General features: G+C 53.4%; 17 protein-coding genes. 12 read left to right on the top strand and 5 right to left on the bottom strand.

What is annotated here, in order from left to right:
* Positions 1–185 precede the first annotated feature (185 nt).
* From PCI15_RS06985 to PCI15_RS06995, 3 genes are all read left to right on the top strand, one after another.
* Positions 186–1,124, top strand: a complete 939-nt coding sequence (locus tag PCI15_RS06985; RefSeq protein WP_271273616.1) for a nucleoside recognition family protein — start codon at positions 186–188, stop codon at positions 1,122–1,124.
* Positions 1,125–1,283: 159 nt separating this feature from the next.
* Positions 1,284–2,429: a pyridoxal phosphate-dependent aminotransferase gene (locus PCI15_RS06990; RefSeq protein WP_376787831.1), complete on the top strand. Its 1,146-nt coding sequence runs from the start codon at positions 1,284–1,286 to the stop codon at positions 2,427–2,429.
* A complete protein-coding gene (locus PCI15_RS06995; RefSeq protein ID WP_271273617.1) occupies positions 2,417–3,211 on the top strand; it encodes an amidohydrolase in 795 nt (264 codons plus the stop codon). The genes PCI15_RS06990 and PCI15_RS06995 overlap by 13 nt, the downstream gene beginning before the upstream one ends.
* 11 nt (positions 3,212–3,222) lie before the next feature.
* Here PCI15_RS06995 and PCI15_RS07000 read toward each other — a convergent pair whose 3' ends face one another.
* Positions 3,223–3,708 (bottom strand): hypothetical protein, encoded by a 486-nt coding sequence (locus PCI15_RS07000; protein ID WP_271273618.1) that lies wholly within the window; start codon positions 3,706–3,708, stop codon positions 3,223–3,225.
* A gap of 429 nt (positions 3,709–4,137) precedes the next feature.
* On the opposite strand from PCI15_RS07000, the gene PCI15_RS07005 reads away from it, so the two are divergent.
* The 4 genes from PCI15_RS07005 (at position 4,138) to PCI15_RS07020 (ending at position 9,208) form a co-directional block, all read left to right on the top strand.
* Complete coding sequence (locus tag PCI15_RS07005) at positions 4,138–4,542, top strand: phnA protein (protein WP_271273619.1); 405 nt, start codon at positions 4,138–4,140, stop codon at positions 4,540–4,542.
* A gap of 189 nt (positions 4,543–4,731) precedes the next feature.
* Positions 4,732–5,568, top strand: coding sequence for a hypothetical protein (locus PCI15_RS07010; protein ID WP_271273620.1), 837 nt, complete (start codon positions 4,732–4,734; stop codon positions 5,566–5,568).
* Positions 5,569–5,897: 329 nt separating this feature from the next.
* A complete protein-coding gene (hrpB, locus tag PCI15_RS07015; RefSeq protein WP_271273621.1) occupies positions 5,898–8,429 on the top strand; it encodes an ATP-dependent helicase HrpB in 2,532 nt (843 codons plus the stop codon).
* Positions 8,430–8,719: 290 nt separating this feature from the next.
* Positions 8,720–9,208, top strand: a complete 489-nt coding sequence (locus PCI15_RS07020) for a Crp/Fnr family transcriptional regulator (RefSeq protein ID WP_271273622.1) — start codon at positions 8,720–8,722, stop codon at positions 9,206–9,208.
* Between the two features lie 109 nt (positions 9,209–9,317).
* Here PCI15_RS07020 and PCI15_RS07025 read toward each other — a convergent pair whose 3' ends face one another.
* The gene (locus PCI15_RS07025; protein ID WP_271273623.1) at positions 9,318–10,601 is read right to left on the bottom strand and encodes an NAD(P)/FAD-dependent oxidoreductase; all 1,284 of its coding nucleotides are present in this window, start codon (positions 10,599–10,601) and stop codon (positions 9,318–9,320) included.
* Between the two features lie 191 nt (positions 10,602–10,792).
* On the opposite strand from PCI15_RS07025, the gene PCI15_RS07030 reads away from it, so the two are divergent.
* Complete coding sequence (locus PCI15_RS07030) at positions 10,793–11,431, top strand: LysE family translocator (RefSeq protein WP_271273624.1); 639 nt, start codon at positions 10,793–10,795, stop codon at positions 11,429–11,431.
* Between the two features lie 32 nt (positions 11,432–11,463).
* Here the strand turns inward: PCI15_RS07030 and PCI15_RS07035 are convergent, their stop codons facing one another.
* The 3 genes from PCI15_RS07035 to PCI15_RS07045 all read right to left on the bottom strand — a co-directional run bounded on the left by PCI15_RS07035 (position 11,464) and on the right by PCI15_RS07045 (position 13,938).
* Positions 11,464–11,769 carry a BufA1 family periplasmic bufferin-type metallophore gene (locus tag PCI15_RS07035; protein ID WP_271273625.1) on the bottom strand — a complete coding sequence of 102 codons (306 nt, stop codon included), beginning with the start codon at positions 11,767–11,769 and terminating at the stop codon, positions 11,464–11,466.
* Positions 11,770–11,787: 18 nt separating this feature from the next.
* On the bottom strand, positions 11,788–12,921 hold the full coding sequence (locus PCI15_RS07040) for a porin (RefSeq protein WP_271273626.1): 1,134 nt from the start codon (positions 12,919–12,921) through the stop codon (positions 11,788–11,790).
* 69 nt (positions 12,922–12,990) lie between these two features.
* On the bottom strand, positions 12,991–13,938 hold the full coding sequence (locus PCI15_RS07045) for a LysR family transcriptional regulator (protein WP_271273627.1): 948 nt from the start codon (positions 13,936–13,938) through the stop codon (positions 12,991–12,993).
* 156 nt (positions 13,939–14,094) lie between these two features.
* Here PCI15_RS07045 and PCI15_RS07050 point away from each other — a divergent pair, with 156 nt between their 5' ends.
* The 4 genes from PCI15_RS07050 to PCI15_RS07065 all read left to right on the top strand — a co-directional run bounded on the left by PCI15_RS07050 (position 14,095) and on the right by PCI15_RS07065 (position 19,695).
* Positions 14,095–15,561, top strand: a complete 1,467-nt coding sequence (locus PCI15_RS07050; RefSeq protein WP_271273628.1) for an NAD-dependent succinate-semialdehyde dehydrogenase — start codon at positions 14,095–14,097, stop codon at positions 15,559–15,561.
* 84 nt (positions 15,562–15,645) lie between these two features.
* On the top strand, positions 15,646–16,998 hold the full coding sequence (locus PCI15_RS07055) for an aminotransferase (RefSeq protein WP_271273629.1): 1,353 nt from the start codon (positions 15,646–15,648) through the stop codon (positions 16,996–16,998).
* Positions 16,999–17,232: 234 nt separating this feature from the next.
* The gene (locus PCI15_RS07060; protein WP_271273630.1) at positions 17,233–18,576 is read left to right on the top strand and encodes a DUF3422 family protein; all 1,344 of its coding nucleotides are present in this window, start codon (positions 17,233–17,235) and stop codon (positions 18,574–18,576) included.
* A 111-nt stretch (positions 18,577–18,687) separates the two neighbouring features.
* Positions 18,688–19,695 carry a metal-dependent hydrolase gene (locus PCI15_RS07065; RefSeq protein WP_271273631.1) on the top strand — a complete coding sequence of 336 codons (1,008 nt, stop codon included), beginning with the start codon at positions 18,688–18,690 and terminating at the stop codon, positions 19,693–19,695.
* Positions 19,696–19,758: the final 63 nt, after the last annotated feature.

The following is a 19,758-nucleotide window of genomic DNA, read 5'->3' on the forward strand; positions in this document are numbered from 1 at the left end:
CCCAATATGGTGAATAAGGAAAGGTTTTGTCAGGTTTTTGTACATTATTGACGTGTTTCAGTTCGAACTTCTTATGGAATACCTCTGTTTCGGGCGGTCAGACCGGTCGCTAAATTTTTCAGAATTAACCGGTTTCTTTGCGTAACATTGCTGATTTCACTGCGTTAATTTAGGGAGCTTTATCAGTGGAACAGATTGTCCCGTTAATTCTGGAGTCCGGCCGGACCGCCATAGATATGGCACTTTACCTGTTAATGCCGGTGATGGTTGTCATGCTGGCGCTGATGAAGTTACTGGAAGCCAAAGGTGTGCTGGCCTTTATGGCGAACCGGTTGTCGCCCCTGTTAAGGGTGTTCGGTATTCCCGGGATGGGGGTATTCGCCATTGTGAAAATCCTGTTTGTCAGTTTTTCAGCCCCGGTTGCAACGCTGGCAGTGATGGATAAAGACGGTACTGCCCGGCGCTCCATTGCCGCAACGCTGGCCGCAGTATTGACACTCTCTCAGGCGAATGTGGTGTTTCCGCTTGCAGCGGTAGGGCTGGATCTGGGCATGATGATGCTGACCTCTGTGATTGGTGGGCTGGTGGCCGCCAGTGCGACGTATTACTGGTTTGCCCGGCAGCCGGTGTGGCAGGACGGTAATCAGGAAGATCAGGCGGTAGAAGCTGCCCGGCAGACGCCGAAAAGTATTATGCAGATTATGTCTGACGGTGGTCAGGAAGGTATTAAGATCGTTATCAGCTCGATTCCGCTGCTGATCCTGGCAATCTGTCTGGTGAATGTACTGAAGCTCACCGGCGCCATTGAAGGAATCACCTGGTTATTGTCACCCTTACTGGAGTTGCTGGCATTGCCGGAAGCCGCAGTGCTGCCGATAGTGACCAAGTTCATTGCCGGCGGAACCGCCATGATGGGGGTGACGCTGGATCTGCTGGATCAGGGATTGCTGACGGTCACTGATCTGAACCGTATCGCCGGTTTTGCAATTAATCCCTTTGATGTGGTGGGCGTGGCCATCATTATTTCTGCCGGCGCCCGTGTGCGGCAGGTGGCCAAAGCCGCCATCATGGGGGCAACGGTGGGGGTTCTGGTCCGGGGGGCGTTGCATTTGCTGATCTTCTGAACCGTGATCTGCTCCGGTACTCACGCCCACCGGCTGATACCGGGGCTGACTGGTTTCGGATACCGCACTTTCTTTTTGCTGAAAACCACTGGGTGTCAGACGTTACCCGGTGTACACTTTTTCTGAATTTAAAATAAGAACCTTTAAAAGAAACTCAGTGTGTATATAGACTCCAAACTGCCGAATGTCGGTACCACTATATTTACCCGGATGTCGCAACTGGCGGCGGAATACGGTGCAATTAATCTGTCTCAGGGTTTTCCTGATTTTGACTGCCCGGACGCGCTGCGTGAGCGGGTAAACTTTTATCTGCGTCAGGGGCTGAACCAGTATGCCCCGATGACCGGCGCCCCTTCTTTACGTCAGGCTATTGCCGAAAAAGTGCAGCGCTGTTACGGCGTGCTCCCCTGTGCAGACACTGAAATCACTGTCACCAGCGGTGCAACCGAAGCCATTTTTGCGGCGATCAGTGCTGCAGTCAGGCCCGGTGATGAGGTTATTGTTTTTGACCCGGCCTATGACAGTTATGAACCGGCCATTGAACTGAATGGCGGTATTGCGGTGCATTTGCCGCTTAACAGTGAAGATTTCAGCCTGCCGCTGGCGTCTCTGGGACGGGCGATCAGTGACCGAACCCGGATGGTGATCATTAATTCGCCCCATAATCCAAGCGGTGCTGTACTCAGCCAGGCAGAGCTGGATGAGTTGGAAACGCTGCTAGCCGGCACGGAAATACTGTTGCTCAGCGATGAAGTTTATGAACATATTTATTTCACCGGCCATCAGCATCACAGCGTGCTTGCACGGCCGGCGCTGGCAGCACGCAGTTTTGTGGTCTCTTCCTTTGGTAAAACCCTGCATACCACCGGCTGGAAGCTTGGGTATTGTGTAGCGCCGGCTGAACTGAGCAAAGAGTTGCGTAAGGTGCACCAGTACCTTACGTTCAGTTCGGTGCACCCTATGCAGTGCGCGGTGGCCGATTATCTGCAGGCACAACCGGAACATTATCTGCAGTTGCCGGCTTTTTACGAGGCCAAGCGGGATTTGTTCTGCTCCCTGATGCAGCAAAGTCGTTTCAGCTTTACCGGGACAGCGGGGACTTATTTTCAGCTGATGGATTATTCAGCGATTGATGACCAGCGTGGTGATGTTGAATTTGCCGACTGGCTGACAGAACAGGGCGTTGCTGCGATTCCTGTTTCAGTGTTTTATCAGCAACCGCCGGCACAGAAACTGATCCGTTTCTGTTTTGCCAAAGAAGACAATACCCTTGAGAAAGCGGCGGAAATATTATGCAAAATCTAGTTCAGGAAGAATTGACGGTGGTGCTGGTTCAGCCGGATATCAAGTGGCAGAGCCCGGCACAGAACTGTGACATGTATGCGCGCCTGCTGGATGAACATTCAGCCAGCGCCGATGTGGTCGTTTTACCGGAAATGTTTGCTACCGGTTTTTCCATGGACAGCCGTAAGGCCGCTCAGACGATGGACGGTGAAACCATTGTCTGGATGAAACAGCAGGCCGCACAGCGTGATGCTGCAATCACTGGCAGCCTGGCGATCATTGAAAACGGTGAATACTACAACCGGATGCTGTGGGTGGAACCGGACGGGAAGGTGCAGCATTATGACAAACGGCATCTGTTCCGGATGGCAGGCGAACACGAACGTTATCAAAGCGGTCAGGAGCGGGTCATCGTCAGTTTCCGCGGCTGGGATATCCTGTTGCAGGTCTGCTATGACCTGCGCTTTCCGGTTTATTCCCGTAACTGCAATGACTATGATCTGGCGTTGTATGTTGCTAACTGGCCGGCGGTTCGCCGCTATCCGTGGCGTACCCTGCTGGCGGCCCGGGCGATCGAAAATCTCTGTTATGTGGCCGGTGTAAACCGGGTAGGAACAGATGCCAACGAACTGGAGTACAGCGGTGACAGTATGCTGCTGGACTTTAAGGGCGAAGTGCTTTGCGATTACATGCAGGGCAAAGTGTTCTGCGCCAGTAATACCTTATCAAAAGGTGATTTACTGGCGTTTCGCGAACAGTTTCCTGCCTATCAGGATGCCGATGACTTCAGCCTGAAGCTGTAACCGTAGGCTGATCAGTGAAGGTGGCGGCGCAGGTTCTTCTGATAAGTATCTGTTTCCGCCAGGCAGTCCTGATAGCCTTCAAATGCGCCGTGCTGATGGCTGTGCTGTTTCAGCCGCTGCACCGATTCCTGCAGATTCAGGCTGAGCGGATAATATTCAGCGGCACTGCCTTTAGCCAGGTCAATCAGCCGGTAGTGAATTGACAGTAAAAAATGCAGTTCCAGATCGGTACGGCCACTGCGGCGGCAACAGCCCGCGAGCTGGTGACCGGCGGTGATGAAGTGTTTCAGGTGAGTAAAATCCTGCTGGTTTGTCTGGCAGTCGAATACCAGCCACTCAGCGGCTTCAAAGCTGCAGCCCAGAACACGAAAAGCATCGGCCCACTGTTCAGCCTGTAGAAAATCATCACCCTGACGCATCCACTCATGCCAGTGGCTGAGTACCTGAGTTTCATCCTGAAGAAGCTGCTGGCGATGGGTTTCGCATAGAAAGCGCATAGTTTGTTATCCGTAAATCTAAATGATAACGATTATCATATTTATATGATGCCGCAGTGTAAAGTGACATATGTCATTTTTGCGTGTCTTAAGGGTATAGACGGGAAAAAATTTCAAAATGGGGTTTGTTGTAATTGCAACTGACCACTTGGTAAAAGCCGGGCTAATCAGGTGTGTAACAGCGCTGAACATGCCGCTAACCTCTGAAAAAAATGTTACTTTGATAATGGATGAAATGTTTTAATTTTTGATATAACTTATTGAAATATTAGAATTATATATTCAAAAAAGTTGTAAATCTGAGGTTCTGAACAATACTTAGTATCAATGTTTTTTATGGAATGGACTCGGGCTGAGACCGGCAACCACTGCCGGGTGATTCAGGGTTGAAGTGTGGTTTACAGGTCTGGCCGGGTATGGGGGTGATGTATGTCCAGGGGGCATGCCAGACACTACGAAGGTCATCATGGCCTGTCTGTGTTTGGAAAAGATTTAGTGCGCCGCTGCAGCGCACACTGTGAGCTATGCGATGCGCAGGGGGTCAAGCTGTCGGTATTTGAAGTGCCACCGGTGCTGACAGAACCGGATTATGATCATTGCATTATGATCTGTGATACCTGTCAGAAACAGATCATGCGACCCGGACTGATTGATCATAATCACTGGCGCTGCCTGAATAACTCAATCTGGAGTGAAGTTGTACCGGTGAAAATGTTGTCGGTGGCTATGCTGCGTTACATTCACCGGCAGCATGCCTGGCCGGGAGCTCTGCTGGAGCAGGTGTATCTGGATGCTGACGAAGAAAACTGGATTGAACAAATTGAAATTTGTTAGTTTCGGTTTTTTTGCAATTATTCCCTGTTTTAAAAACTGCTTAAAAATCAGTCACGCTTACATTTTCTTCAATGCGTTAGCGCTGTCTGAGCTATTAGCAAATAACAAACTGATTGAATTTAGGCCTTAAGTATTCCCGGCGGGGGTCGATAACCCGGCTATCGAATACAAACTTACAGGGCCAGCACGATGGACATTTCACAACTACCGTCCTCGAACTTATTCAGTCATCCGTTTTCTTCTGACCGTGCGGAAGGGCGTAATGAACGTCCCGAAGCCAATGTCCGGACTCAATCGGAAGATGTATCCCGTAGCGGAAATTCCCGGGCTGTTGCTGCATCGGAGCGGTTTACCTCCGCAGAAAGTTTTTCCCTGACACTGGAAACCAAAGAAGGTGATAAGGTCACGATTCAGTTCAGTGGTCAGGACAGCTTCAGTGCCAGCATTGCCGGTGTAAAGAATCAGAACGGCCAGGCCGCCAGTGTTTCGCTTGAGCAATCTTCCAGCAGTTCCTTCGGTTTCAGTGTTGAGGGCGATCTGAATGCTGACGAGCTGGATGCCATTACCAATCTGGTAAAAGACATGACCGGCATTGCCAACGACTTTTTTTCGGGCAATGTACAGGATGCTTTTAATACCGCCGCTAATTATCAGATGGACGGTGCTGAACTGGCAGCGATGGACTTCCAGCTGACCCGCAGCCAGACCTATACCAGTACAGCCATGTATGAAAACGTACAACAAATGAACGATCCGGGCTTTGGGCTGCAGGGTTTACAGCCTTTACGTGAAGGCCTGACTGATCAGTTGGATAATGCCCATCAGATCATGCAGGATGCGACTGACTTTACCCGCTCGTTGCTTAACAACCTGATTGAGCAAGATGGCCGTTATACCGACGCTAATAACGAAGCACAGCAGCAGCTGCAGAATAATCTGTCGATGCTGGATTCAATGCTGGCAAACCTCGGTACCCAATCTGGGGATGAAACCCAAACACAAGGGGAGCCAAACAGTCAAGCCTGAGCTATGATGAATTTATCTACAGTGAAGCAGACACACTAACCGGCAACTTTCACTCAATGCCGTCCAGTCTGTTTCCGTAAACCGGAATTTTCCTGGGACTGTTGAGGGCGACAAACCTTTGATCGTTGCTTATAACCGCACAAATGTGCGGTTTTTTTTTGCCTGTAATTTTTCGGCTTCCGTGAGGCGGGACAGATCGGGTCGGGTGAGAAAACTTCACCTATAAGATTTTTACTTTTACCTGCATGTTATTCTCTGAATGCTACGGCCACGGCTGATACAATGAAGTAAGTCTGTTTTATTCCCCTGTAACCCGATACTGACCTTTTATGACTTCACTGCCAATCCATGATGTGCTCGATGAGCTGACGTCTGCCTTACGAAATTCGCCTGATGTAATACTCGAAGCACCGCCGGGTGCCGGTAAAACCACCTGTGTACCGCTGGCGTTACTGGAAGAAGACTGGCTGAGCGGACAGAAGATCATCATGCTGGAACCTCGTCGGCTGGCTGCCCGGGCTGCCGCACAACGGATGGCATTTATGCTGGGTGAAAAGGTGGGGGAAACCGTGGGTTACCGGGTGCGGCTTGAATCCTCTACCGGTCCTGCCACCCGGATTGAGGTCGTTACCGAAGGTATCCTGGTGCGTATGCTTCAGGCTGATCCCAGCCTGGAAGGTGTGGGGCTGGTTATCATTGATGAATTTCATGAGCGTAATCTGGATGCGGATCTTGGGTTAGCGCTGTGTTTGCAGGGGCGGGAGCTGTTTCGCGAAGATCAGTCATTACGGCTACTGATTATGTCTGCAACACTGGATGGCGCTCAGATTCAGCAACTTCTGCCGGCTGCGCCGCTGGTGAGCAGTGCCGGACGCATGTATCCGGTGGATGTGGAATATCTGGGGTACAACGCTGATAAACGGCTGGAAGCGCAGGTATCTGCCGCCGTACGTCAGGCACTGGAGACAGAAAGTGGCAGCATTCTGGTATTTCTGCCGGGGCAGGCAGAAATACGCCGGGCCGCTCAGCAACTGGCAGATGTTGAACAGCTTTTTCAGGGCGCCAGGTTACTGCCATTATTTGGTGATCTGGACTTTGCCCGCCAGCAGCAGGCCATTGCCCCGGCCGGAGCGGGGGAGCGTAAGATAGTACTGGCTACCAGTATTGCTGAAACCAGCCTGACCATCGACGGTGTACGGGTGGTGATTGATGCGGGCCTGAGCCGTTATGCGGCGTTTGATCCGAATACCGGCATGTCCCGGTTACATACCCGGCGTTTGTCCCGGGCGGCCAGCATTCAGCGCAGCGGCCGTGCGGGGCGAACGGAGCCCGGTATCTGTTACCGGCTCTGGTCCCGGGAGCAACAGGATCAGTTGGCACCTCACTCCGATCCGGAAATCAGCAACGCGGATCTGGTGCCTTTGGTGTTGCAGCTGCTGTCATGGGGCGTCAGTGATCCTGCCGAGCTGGCCTGGCTGGACATGCCCCCGGCAGGTGCTGTGGCGCAGGCAGAACAATTGCTGGTGAACCTTTCTGCATTAACGGCAGATCCGGCAACCGGTGCCATCAGCATTACTGCGCTGGGCGAACAGATGGCCGCGTTGCCGGTCCATCCCCGCCTGGCACGGATGCTTATTCTTGGCGCACAGCAGGGGCAACTGGCGCTGGCGGCGGATATCGCCGCCTTGCTGAGTGAGCGTACCGGCACCGATAGTTCAGACTTTAGCCGTCATCTTGCCTGGCTGCGGGGGGATATCAGCGCTAACAGCCATAATGCCCCGCAGCGCAAACGTTGCCGGCAACTCGCAGATCAGTTCAGCCGGCTGGTGCGTAAACATAATCTCTCTCAGGAGGATCTTACCGGGTTGCCCCCGGCGGATCATCAGGAAAACTGGTTGGCCATTTTGCTCAGTTACGCCTATCCGGACAGAATTGCTGCGCGGCGGAATCCCCGCAGCCATGATTATCTGCTGAGTAACGGCCGTGCAGCCCGTGTGAAACAGCATGACCCGTTGCAGAAATCTGAATTTCTGGTCATCGCTGAGCAGGGGGGCCGGCAGGGCCAGAGTGTTGATCAGATCTATTCGGCAGTGACACTGAACAGAGCACTGTTTGACGGGCCGCTCAAGGCGCTGACAGCCCGCCGGGACAAGGTTGAATGGGACCTTTCAGGTGAACGTTTGCGCAGTGAGCGGCAGGTGGCAGTGGGGGCGATTGTGTTACAGCGTGCTGATTTGCCGGATGCCGATCCGGCGCTGAGGGTTGGGGCTGTCCTCGGTATGCTGGCGAAACGCGGGCTGCACATCCTGAACTGGGAAGGGGCAGCCGGTTTACGCCAGCGCCTGGCTTTTTTGCATCAGCAGGATTCTGAAAGCTGGCCGGATGTATCGGATGCAGCGCTTACCGCAGCACTGGCTGAATGGTTGGGGCCATATCTGGATAATGTCCGCCAGTTGTCGCAGCTTAAAAAACTGAATTTGCAGGATATCCTGCTGGCCCGGCTGAGCTGGGAGCAGCAGCAGGCACTGAATAATCTGGCACCGGTGAGCATTAAATTACCGGCGGGGAGCAACGCCCGGCTGGATTACAGCCAGCATCCGCCGGTTCTGGCGGTTCGCTTACAGGAAATGTTTGGCTGCACCGCAACCCCTACGATTGGCCGCGGCACAGCCGTTGTGCTGCATCTGTTATCACCGGCCCGGCGGCCCCTGCAGGTTACCCAGGATCTGGCCAGTTTCTGGCAAAACAGCTACCGGGATGTGCAGAAAGATATGAAAGGCCGCTATCCGAAGCATTACTGGCCTGATAACCCACTGGAAGCCGATCCGGGTCATTCACTGAAAAAACGCCGTGCAGACTGACCCCGTTGGTTCAAATGCGTTACACCGCTGTTTAAGTTTAGTACTTAAGTCGGGTAGTGAAGGTGAATAATCAATGAGTAGTATTGCTATGTTGTTAACTCGGAGTTAACGTGCGACGACGTATACTTTTTTGTGCAATATTCACGCAGCAATTGTGTAAAACCCTGTCAAAGTTTCGGGTATTTGGGACGCTGCAGATATTTTTGGTTTTTTCTTTAGTTTTCGTGCCTTAGGCGTTTGGGAACCTGGTTATTGCACTATACTGAGGTTGTGATTCCCGGAGACGGATTATGCAGTTATACCAATACTCAGATCTGAGTGGGCAATTTTCCCTGGAGTATTGCCATGGCCTGTCCATGTTTGGTGCTTTATCTGATGAAAGCCTGACGTTTTTACTGACCCACGGCGACATATACAAACTGGCAGGCAACGACAGAATTTATTCTCTGGGTGACAGTTCAGATATGTTTTTTGTCATCCTCAGCGGCCAGGCGCGGTTTTATCATCCCAAGACAGATTCCGATGATCAGGTTCCCCTGAAAGCTTATTTACCCGGCGAGCAACTGGGGTTTGTGGGCATGATTGGCCTGCAGGCCCGTCATGGTAACGCGGTCATGCAGAAAGAAGGGTTTGTACTGGAAATCTCCAGTGCACTGTTTCATGAACTTTGTGATATTTACCCGGAAGACTTTAAGATCTTCATGATCAATGTGACCCGGGAAATGAGCCGTGAAATTGCTCAGTTGGACAGCATGTGCGGTAACATGCAGTCCACCTGACAGCCATTTGCCTGTTTTGAGTTTCTCCACCACCTGTGGGGTATTCTTCTCCCGATCTGCCAGCGTGACAGGATGAGTAACATCCCGTCATCTCCGACTTTTTACCTGGTCAGATGCCCAGCTTGTCGCGCAGGGTGTAATACCATGCGCCCATTGCGGTATACGGAATCCGGAAGGTACGGCCGCCGGGGAACGGATACTGTGGCAGGCCGGCAAACACATCAAAGCGTTCAGCCTGTCCCTGCAGGGCTTCGGCGATAACCCGGCCGGCAAGGTGAGTACTGGTGATGCCATGGCCGCTGTAGCCCTGGGCATAAAAGATATTATTGCCGATACGGCCAAACTGCGGCAGACGCATCAGTGTCAGCAGGAAGTTGCCGGTCCAGGCGAAATCCACCTTGGTTTGCGTCAGCATCGGGAAGGTTTTCAGCATTTTCGGCACGATCAGTGATTCAATTTTGCCCGGCTCACGGGCACCGTAGGTAACCCCGCCCCCATAGATCAGCCGGCCGTCACCGGACAGGCGGAAGTAGTCCAGCAGGTAGTTACAGTCCTCGACACATTTATCTCCGGGTAACAGCTGTTGCTGTAAATCTTTACTCAGCGGTTCAGTGGCAATCACCTGCGTACCGCAGGGCATAGCCTTCTGTTCAAGCTTTGGCAGCAAACCGTTGAGGTAAGCGTTACCGGCTACAACCACGTATTTGGCGGTAACACTGCCGCGGGCGGTATTTACCCGGGTGATCGCCTGCTGATCAATGCCGGTCACCGCAGAGTCTTCAAAAATCTGACCGCCCAGTGATTCAATTGCAGCGGCTTCGCCCAGCGCAAGGTTCATGGGGTGGAAGTGGCCGCCGCTCTTATCCAGCAAACCGCCTTTATAACGGCCGGTACCGATATGATTCTGAATCTCTGTTTCGCTGAGCAGCTCCAACTGGCGATGGCCGTTGGCCTGCCACAGGGCTTTTTTACCTTCCAGCTCGCGCATCTGCTTATCGTTACAGGCGGCGAAAATGCCACCGTCTTTCAGGTCACACTGAATATTAAATTCCTCGACCAGCCCACGGATGATTTCACCGCCTTCAAATGCCATGCTGGCCATCGCTGTGCCGGTGTCTTTGCCGTAATGTTTGTGGATGAAATCAATATCACGGCTGTAGCTGTGCACGATCTGGCCACCGTTACGGCCGGATGCGCCAAAGGCAATCCGGTTGGCTTCCAGTACCACCACTTTTAAGCCTGCTTTGGCCAGATGCAGGGCGCTGGACAGCCCGGTAAATCCCGCACCGATGACACAGACGTCGGCGTCGATATTATCGGTCAGCGCCGGGCGTAACTGTTTTTCATTGGCGGATGCAGCGTAATAAGATGTTGTGTGGGCCTGGGCAGTCATAAATACCTCTGTCATTCGGTGGGCGAACAGATTCGCCGATCATGCCGCTACAGTATCGGTAAGCCCCCGGGGGCTGATATACCCAGTTGGAGATATTTTGCGTACCAGTCGTCACCGGCGGGTAAAAGCGCTATCGTTTTTCTCCTGCGGCAAAATCGTGCCAGAAACGGTGGAAAATAAGGACATTCAGAATGAATACCGACACGCTGATGATGTATCTGCTGATCTCATTTTTTTATGTGATCAGTCCCGGACCTGCAATTTTACTGGTGATCTTCAACAGTATTTCCCATGGCATGCGGGCGGTGATGATAGGTGCATTGGGGAACATTACCGGGCTGTTTATTCTCTCGCTGGTGTCTGTCGGCGGGTTGGGTGCCATCCTGATGGCTTCAACCACCCTGTTTATGGTGGTGAAAATACTGGGTGCCTCGTATCTGATTTATCTGGGGGCACGTCAGTTGTTTTCCCGTAAACGTCAGATGACGCTTCAGGCAGAAGGAGCAGCTGAACAGCGCAGTGGTTTGTCTCATTACCGGGAAGGATTGCTGCTGGCGGTGACCAACCCTAAACCTATTCTGTTTTTCGGCGCACTGTTTCCGCAGTTTATCGATCTGAATTATGCGCTGGCCCCGCAGTTTTCGGTGATGACCGGTGCCTTCATGCTGTTTTCGTTTATCTCGTTAAGCTGTTACGGCCTGATTGCTCAGTCGGCAAAAGGTTTTCTTACCGGCGGGCAGGGGATGAAATGGTTTCACCGGGTAACCGGCGGCCTGTTCGTCAGCATGGGCGTGGGCTTGCTGTCATTCAAAAGCGCGGCTCAGCAATAGGGCTTCAGCAATCGTACTTCAGTAACAGGGAGTCAGCCTTTAGACGTGCTGCCGCCGGCAATTTTATTGCAGTTTCCCTCGGGGACAAAAATCCAGGCGTTTTTCTGACGGTCTTCGGTGGAGGTGCCCGCGCAGGCCAGACCGTTGGAAAAACAGTCGTTCTGGCCTTTCTTTGCCACCCCGTAACATTTCTCAAATTCATAGACAGGCTTTTCCGGATGGCTCAGGGGCTGAGTGGTCTCACCCGGTGTCAGGGTTGACGATATTTCCAGCTGGGCGCAGCCCTGCAGAGCGGCTGCCGATGTCAGCGCCAGAATGGCTTTGGTTTTGTTGTTCATAGTCAGACTCTTTTCCTGTTAAAGAATGATACGCACGCCAAACAGTACGACATCGCCGTCGCTGTTGTTCTGATTATCGCTGCTCAGATCATAATGATAATAGGCGGTATACAGCCGGGTACGGATATTAAACCGGTATGAAACGCCTAACTGATAGGCTTCCAGCCGGTTTCGGCCGGCCTGCTGAGTTTCACCCTGACCGTAAGCCTGCTGGTAAAAACCGCCGTAGGTCCAGGGGCCACTGTTGTAGTTCAGGCTGGTTACCCAGCCGCGGGTATCTTCCTGAATGCTGTTCGTCAGTTGTCCGGATGTACCGTTAAGGGTGGTGCTGATTCCCAATGCCAGTTTGCTGTTGAAAGTGGCTGAAATCCCCAGGTTTACGGAACTGAGATCATCCCGCTGCTGGCCGGCACTGAGGTCTTCAGCGTTCGCGTAAGTGTAGCTGCCGCCCAGATGCAACTGATGTTCATCCCAGTAGTAATCATAGGTCAGGCCGGTCTGGATTAACTGTTTAAAGCCCGGATTGTCTTCACTGATATCCGGGGCATAAGAGATACCGGTATTGATGCCGGATGCCGAGCGGGGGGCTGCGTAGATCAGTTTGGCAGAGCGGTCGCCGGCCAGAGACGCGACAAATCCCAGCGAACTGAGCTGATTCACAGACGCCGCATCGGCAGCATCAATGAAACTGGTTTGCAGGCCACCGGCCGGATTCAGGTTGCGCCCGGTGGACGGGCCGTATTCCGCAAAGGTAAAAGTATAGTTATTGGGGGCAAATCCGGTCAGGACATCCGGTAATCCCTGACGTTCGCCAACCTCTATCCGGCCCCAGTCTGACTGCGCCAGCAGGCTGTATTCACCCACTTCCGGGTCTGCGTTATTGCTGCCTGCTGAGCTGGATTCAAAGGTAATCCGTCCGCCGTATTTATTGCCACCGGCGGTTTCATATAATCCCAGCAGGCGGATGTCGGCATCGGCGGCCACATGCTCGGTGTTATCCGCCGCATTGCCGGTGGTGAGGTTCAGATAGGCATCGGCAACGACGCTGAAATCCGGGTGTTTTATCAGAATGCCTGCGCTGGCACCGGCAGGGGTCAGAAACATGGGCAACAGGCAAAAGGCTGTCCGGCGGGGGAAAGTAGCGCTTGGCATATGTCACGGGTCCGTTATCAGGTTTCAGGTATTATTCCCCGGTTTCCTGAAATCAGGGTGAATATTCTGCTACGCCGGCGGATGAGTGGCTGTGGAGCGGGCCTGGCTGAGTGCCTCCAGAAAGACCTCAATGATTTCATCCTTGGTGGTCTTTTTCGGCCAGATTGCCCGGTAACTGTTGCGGTATCCGTAGGTATCACTCATCAGTGGGCGTAACTTATTCCCCAGGCCCCAACTGGCGACAAAGTGTTCCGGCAGCAGGCCCAGATACTGGCCACTGAGAATCAGCGTGGCCCGGGCTTCCTGATGGTGCGCTTTGGCATGGCGGTGCCAGTGACGCATATCCGGATGCACTTCCCGGCCCGGCAGCAAACGGGGGGATTCAACAAAGCGGTAATCACGCAGTGTTTCCGGGCTGATGGTTTTTTCAGCCTGCTCATACAGCGGGTGCTGCTGGCCGCAGTAAAGCAGCATCTGTTCATCGAACAGATCCACCGCATTAAGCTCATGGTAGCGCTGCGCTTCAACAGTGATGCCGATATCCACCTGTTTATTCAGCACGGCGGTGGTGACCTCATCGGAACTGAGGGTGGTGATTTCGATATTTACCTCCGGCGCCTGCCGGGTAAACAGATCCAGTGCTTCAACCACAAAGGCGTTATGCGCCCCGAGCATGTGTTCGGCAAAGGCCAGATGCAGCCGGCCATAAATCCCCTGAGCTGAGCGATTAAGGCGCTGGCTGAACTGATCCAGTGCATTGAGCAGTTCCAGCGTGGCTTCATAGACGGTCTGACCCTGCTGGGTAAGGCTGAAGCCACCGCGGCCCCGTTCACATAATCGCATACCCAGACGTTTTTCCAGATCGGCGATGTAGTTGGATATGGTGGAGTTGGCCAGATTCAGCTGCACCTCCGCGGCACTGAAACCACCGGCTTCAGCAACGCTTTTGAACACCCGTAGCAGGCGCAGATCCTGATCTGCCAGCTGTCCGCTGATGGCTGCTTTTTTACGGCCCATGTTTAACTCCGCTGCAGTGAAATAATTACATTTGAATATATAAATGTTTGCTTGGGTAAATAATTATATTAACAAATAAAAATCTTCACTATAAATGTTCACAACGATATTTATCCGGCCGCTACCGGCTGTAGAGAACAATACGCGGAGTAATTCATGGCAATTCAACTGAACGATTCGGGTCTGCTGAAAACCCAGGCTTATATTGACGGTAACTGGACAGGCGGCTTTGAAGGTAAAACCTTTGCCGTGACCAACCCGGCTAACGGTGAACATCTGGCGGATGTGGCTGATCTGGGGGCGGCAGAAACCCGTCAGGCGATTGAAGCGGCATCCCGTGCCATGCAGGAGTGGCGGGCGTTATCTGCGGCAAGCCGCAGCGCTGTGCTGGAAAAGTGGCACGCACTGATACTGGAAAATCAGGAAGATCTGGCCATTCTGATGACGGCTGAACAGGGTAAGCCAATGTTCGAGTCCCGGGGTGAAGTGGGCTACGGCGCATCTTACCTGAAGTGGTTTGCTGAAGAAGGCAAGCGGGTGTATGGCGATATTATTCCAACGCCGCAGACCGATCGCCGTGGCATTGCCATTAAACAGCCGGTGGGTGTGGTCGCTGCGATTACCCCATGGAACTTCCCGAATGCCATGATTACCCGCAAGGTTGCACCGGCACTGGCGGTAGGCTGTGCCATCGTACTGAAGCCGGCGGCTGAGACCCCTTTATCAGCGCTGGCGCTGGCAGAACTTGCTGAGCGGGCCGGTTTACCTGCCGGTCTGTTCAGTGTGGTGACCGGCAGCGATGCACCGGCCATCGGCGGTGAAATGACCTCCAACCCGACGGTTAAAAAAGTGACCTTCACCGGTTCGACCCCGGTTGGCAAGCTGCTGATGCGCCAGTGTGCGGATACGGTAAAACGCACGTCGATGGAACTGGGCGGGAATGCACCGGTAATTATCTTTGACGATGCCGATCTGGATCAGGCCGTGGCCGGTGCGCTGGTGTCTAAATACCGTAACTCGGGTCAGACCTGTATCTGTGCTAACCGTTTGATTGTTCAGGAAGGTATTTACGATGCCTTTGTTGAAAAGCTGCGGGCAGCGGTTGCTGAATTCAGCATCGGTGACGGCTTTGCGGCGGACACCACCCATGGCCCGCTGATTACTGAAAAAGCCGTGCGTGATGTGCATGCCAAGGTGAGCAGCGCAGTGGAAGAGGGGGCGAAGGTTGTCATTGGTGGCGAACCACAGTCCGGTGCCGGCAACTTCTACCAGCCGACAATTCTGACCGATGTTAATCCGCAGATGCGGGTGTTCCGTGAAGAGATTTTTGGCCCGGTTGCGCCAATCTTCAAGTTCAGCACCGAAGAAGAAGCTATTGCCATGGCCAATGATACCGAGTTTGGTCTGGCGGCGTATTTCTATACCGAAAACATGGGCCGTATGTGGCGTGTGGCGGAAGGTATTGATTACGGCATGGTGGGCGTCAACGAAACGGCGATCAGCTCTGAAGTGATTCCATTCGGCGGGGTAAAAGAATCCGGACAGGGCCGTGAAGGCTCCAAGTATGGCCTGGATGATTATCTGGAAACGAAATACATCTGCATGGGTGGTCTGAACCGCTGATGCTGACCGGCATTTTCTGCCACCGGGCATATGCTCCGCTGGCAGAGTGTGCCGCCTGTGAAACTTAAATTTGAGGGACCGGTTATGAGCAATATCATTTATCCGACCACTAACCTGACTAACACCGAAACCCTGACCATTGAGCGCGGCGACGGTGTCTATGTTTACGATAATCAGGGCAATCGCTATCTGGAAGGTCTGGCGGGCCTCTGGTGTACGTCGCTGGGCTACAACAACCGTGAACTGATTGACGCGGCCAGCGAACAGATGGGGCAGTTGTCTTACTCGCATATGTTCGGCGGTAAAACCCACCAGGTGGGCATTGATTTAGCGGCCAAAGTGGCAGAAATGGTGCCGGTTGAGAATGCCAAAGTATTCTTCGGTAACTCCGGCAGCGACGCTAACGACACCCATATCAAAATGCTGCGTTACTACTTTAATGCTATCGGTAAGCCGGAGAAGTACAAGATCATTTCCCGGGACCGCTCTTATCACGGTATTACCGTGGCATCGGCATCCCTGACCGGCCTGCCGGCCAACCATCAGCATTTTGATCTGCCGTTTGATCCGCTGGGAATCCTGCGTACCGATGCACCGCATTATTACCGTGGCGCACTGGCGGGTGAGTCCGAGGCAGATTTTGTTACCCGGATTACCAATAATCTGGAACAGATGATTCTGGAAGAAGGTCCGGAAACCATTGCTGCCTTTATCGCTGAACCGATTACCGGCGCCAGCGGTGTCATCGTGCCGCCGGAAGGCTATTACCAGCGGGTTCAGGAAATTCTGGCGAAATATGACATTCTGTTCTGGGCCGATGAAGTCATCACCGGCTTTGGCCGGACCGGCAAAGACTTCGGCTGCACCACCATGGGGATCGATTCTCCGGCACTGATGACCCTTGCCAAGCAGCTGTCTTCGGCTTACATCCCGATCAGTGCGTCCGTAATCCGCGGCGATATGTACGAAGCGATGATCGAGCCAAGTGCCAAAGTCGGCGTATTCGGTCACGGCTATACCTATTCCGGTCATCCGGTTGCCTGTGCGGTTGCCCTGAAGACGCTGGAAATCTACCAGCGGGATAATATCTTCGGTAAAGCCGCTGAAACCGGCGCTTACCTGCAGAAAGGGCTGGCGAAGTTTGCGGAGCATCCGCTGGTGGGTGAAGTCCGCGGTGAAGGCATGATTGCCGCCGTTGAAATGGTGGCCAACAAGCAGACCGGTGAAGCCTTTGCCGGCGGTGCCATCGGTGCCTTTGCTCAGCAGGCCTGCGAGCGTCATGGCCTGATTACCCGTGCGGTGGCCGGATCTTCGCTGGCGTTATGCCCGCCGCTGATTGCCACTGAAGCGCACGTGGATGAAATCCTTGAGTCGTTCGGCAAGGCGCTGGATGACACCCTGGATCACGTCACTAAACAGGGTTTACTGACTGGCTGACAGTCGCAACCTGTGTGTGATCATTCAGACCCTTGGCCCGTTTTACGGGCCTTTTTTATGCCAGCGGTTAATGTTGTTTGGGTTGTCTTTAACAGAGTTATCATCTGTTTCACTTCGGCTTGTCACAAAACTTATCTAAATTAGCTCAAACACGACGTTTTTTATGCTAAGTGATTGTTTTATGGCGAATCTGACGGTATGAATAGTGGCCCTATAATTTTTGAGGATAAGCAATTGCGCCAGGCTTTACACCAGCTACCGGTTCTGAACGACCCGCTGCACGACAGTTTCGGGCTGAGTCAGCACATGCGCTTTCAGGATAACTATGCGGATCTCCATGCCCGTCCGTTTCCGGTAGCCACCACACCGGTACGGGTCTCGCATATGACGCTGTTGCATACCGGGACGGATCATTACCCCCGTGAACTGAACCACCTGAAAAGCCTGTGTAAGCGCTACAGCATTAATCCGCCGTCAGAAGGGGATGTCTGCTTTTATCAGAATTTTGGTGAGTTTGAAGTCCGCTGGGAACGGCATACCGAGTTCAGCAGCTATACCTTTCTGCTGAAGGGTAAGAGTACCCAGTGCTTTGCTCAGCCGGCGATCAGCCTGTTACCGGATGACTGGATCAGTGAACTGCCCGGTGAAGTGGTTGCGGCGCTGCATATCGAAGGCATCGACAGTGATACCGCGGTGGTGGACAAAGAGACCCTGCGACCCTGCTTTGAAGGCCAGCGGCTGATTGCTTCCCAACTGGGGAATGAAGCGGCCAGCGTGTGGAGTGCCCTGCGGCTGCACAGTGATGGCTTTAACCGGATTTTGCTGGTCAATAACAGCCTGAATGAATGCCAGACCGGCCGGCTGATCCGTACCCTGCTGGAATTGGAAGCCTACCGGAATATGATGTTACTGGCGTTCCCGGTGGCACAGCAAACCAGCGCGCAGGTCAGTGATATGGAAACCGAACTGGCGGATCTGTTACGTCAGATCAGTGGTGAGCGGGTCATCAGCGAAGAACGTGAGCAACTTGAAAAGCTGTCTGATATGGCCGCCGCGGTGGCCGAGCTGATTGCTGAAACCCGATACCGGTTTGATGCGGCCCGTGCCTACTATCAGATGGTGCAGAGCCGGCTGGAAGACCTGCAGGAAACCGAACTCAACGGTCTGCAAACCATGTCGGCATTTATTGAACACCGGCTGGGTCCGGCCTTCCGGACCACCGAAGCTACTAAGCGCCGTCTGGATGATCTCTCCAGCCGGGTAGACCGGGCCAGTGACTTCCTGCGTACCCGGGTGGATATGGCAATCGAAGCGCAGAATCAGGCGTTATTACAATCCATGGATAAACGGGCGCAGCTGCAGTTTCGTTTACAGCAGACCGTTGAAGGCCTGTCGATTGTAGTCATCACCTACTATGTGCTGGCGCTGTGCGGGGTTCTGTTCAACGCAGCGGTGCCGTATACGCCGGGTGTGGATGTGACCACGCTCAAGGCAGCTTTTCTGCCAGTCGTGCTGGCCGGCGTCTGGCTGGTGACCCACCGGGTGAAGAAGCACCTGAAACGGGACGCCGAAAACTGACCAGTCAGTTCTGGCCAGCCAAGTGTTACGTTTTGTAAAGCTGTTTGTAAATCCCCGGGCAGCTACGTAGCATGGGCCCTTTGCAGGTCAGTTTGAGGCACAGGGATTTTCATGGATTCGGTTACGCAGATCGCGCTGGGCGCGGCCCTGGGGCAAGCAGTATTAGGCCATAAAGTGGGTTACCGGGCGGTCCTGTGGGGCGGTGCACTGGCAACCCTGCCGGATCTGGATGTATTTGTTTCCATGGGCGGTGCGGTAGCGGATTTTACCTATCACCGCAGCTTCAGCCATTCGCTGATTACCCTGACACTCCTGACGCCATTGCTGGCCTGGCTGATCAATAAACTCCATGGCCAGTATCCCGATCTGCAGCGTCGCTGGCTGCTGCTGGTCTGGCTGGCACTGGTGACCCATCCAATTCTCGATAGCTTTACCATATACGGTACCCAGCTGTTCTGGCCGTTGCCGGTGGAGCCGACGGGCTCTGGCAGCATATTTATCATTGATCCGCTGTATACGGTGCCGCTGTTACTGGGCGTTGTGCTGGCGCTGGCCTCCCGACAGGCAGACTGGGGGCGGAAGATGAACCGTGTTGGCCTTGCATTCAGCAGCCTGTATCTGATCTGGGGGCTGACTGCGCAGGCGTATGTCACCGGCATTGCGGAAGAAAATCTGGCTGCTTCGGCGGGCAAAAACACGCCGGATAAGGAACTGCTGGTCACGGCGGGGCCGTTCAATACATTACTCTGGCGGGTACTGGTGATGCAGGATGACGGTTATCTGGAAGGCTACTATTCCCTGTTTGATCCGGACCGTCAGATCGAATTTAAGCACTACTCAAGCCAGCCGGAGCTGTTATCCGGATTACAGGATCACTGGCCGGTCAGCCGCCTGCAATGGTTCAGTAAAGGCTTCTTTAAAGTTGAGCATACCGGTAATGATGATGTAATCATCTCTGATTTGCGGATGGGGGCAGAGCCCGCTTATGTGTTCACATTTAAGGTGGCTGAACAGCAGGGCGAAGATATCGTTCCGGTGACCGACCAGCGCATTGAACAGCCCCGTGACTGGGGGTTGGCGAAACAGTTATTGCAGCGAATAGTCAGCCGCGATAACTGAAACTGATCAGACACCGGCAGGAGAAATCCTGCCGGTGTTTTTCAGGGGATTGGCTGTTTTCAT

The organism is Aliamphritea hakodatensis (assembly GCF_024347195.1).
Taxonomy (GTDB): Bacteria; Pseudomonadota; Gammaproteobacteria; order Pseudomonadales; family Balneatricaceae; genus Amphritea; species Amphritea hakodatensis.

Excerpts from the sequence above, each read along its gene's own strand:
- PCI15_RS07000 (WP_271273618.1), bottom strand. The coding sequence starts at position 3,708 with ATGCGCTTTCTATGCGAAACCCATCGCCAGCAGCTTCTTCAGGATGAA.
- PCI15_RS07020 (WP_271273622.1), top strand. The coding sequence starts at position 8,720 with ATGCAGTTATACCAATACTCAGATCTGAGTGGGCAATTTTCCCTGGAG.
- PCI15_RS07030 (WP_271273624.1), top strand. The coding sequence starts at position 10,793 with ATGAATACCGACACGCTGATGATGTATCTGCTGATCTCATTTTTTTAT.
- PCI15_RS07035 (WP_271273625.1), bottom strand. The coding sequence starts at position 11,769 with ATGAACAACAAAACCAAAGCCATTCTGGCGCTGACATCGGCAGCCGCT.
- PCI15_RS07040 (WP_271273626.1), bottom strand. The coding sequence starts at position 12,921 with ATGCCAAGCGCTACTTTCCCCCGCCGGACAGCCTTTTGCCTGTTGCCC.
- PCI15_RS06995 (WP_271273617.1), top strand. The coding sequence starts at position 2,417 with ATGCAAAATCTAGTTCAGGAAGAATTGACGGTGGTGCTGGTTCAGCCG.
- PCI15_RS07055 (WP_271273629.1), top strand. The coding sequence starts at position 15,646 with ATGAGCAATATCATTTATCCGACCACTAACCTGACTAACACCGAAACC.
- hrpB (WP_271273621.1), top strand. The coding sequence starts at position 5,898 with ATGACTTCACTGCCAATCCATGATGTGCTCGATGAGCTGACGTCTGCC.
- PCI15_RS07005 (WP_271273619.1), top strand. The coding sequence starts at position 4,138 with ATGTCCAGGGGGCATGCCAGACACTACGAAGGTCATCATGGCCTGTCT.
- PCI15_RS07045 (WP_271273627.1), bottom strand. The coding sequence starts at position 13,938 with ATGGGCCGTAAAAAAGCAGCCATCAGCGGACAGCTGGCAGATCAGGAT.
- PCI15_RS07065 (WP_271273631.1), top strand. The coding sequence starts at position 18,688 with ATGGATTCGGTTACGCAGATCGCGCTGGGCGCGGCCCTGGGGCAAGCA.
- PCI15_RS07010 (WP_271273620.1), top strand. The coding sequence starts at position 4,732 with ATGGACATTTCACAACTACCGTCCTCGAACTTATTCAGTCATCCGTTT.
- PCI15_RS07025 (WP_271273623.1), bottom strand. The coding sequence starts at position 10,601 with ATGACTGCCCAGGCCCACACAACATCTTATTACGCTGCATCCGCCAAT.
- PCI15_RS07050 (WP_271273628.1), top strand. The coding sequence starts at position 14,095 with ATGGCAATTCAACTGAACGATTCGGGTCTGCTGAAAACCCAGGCTTAT.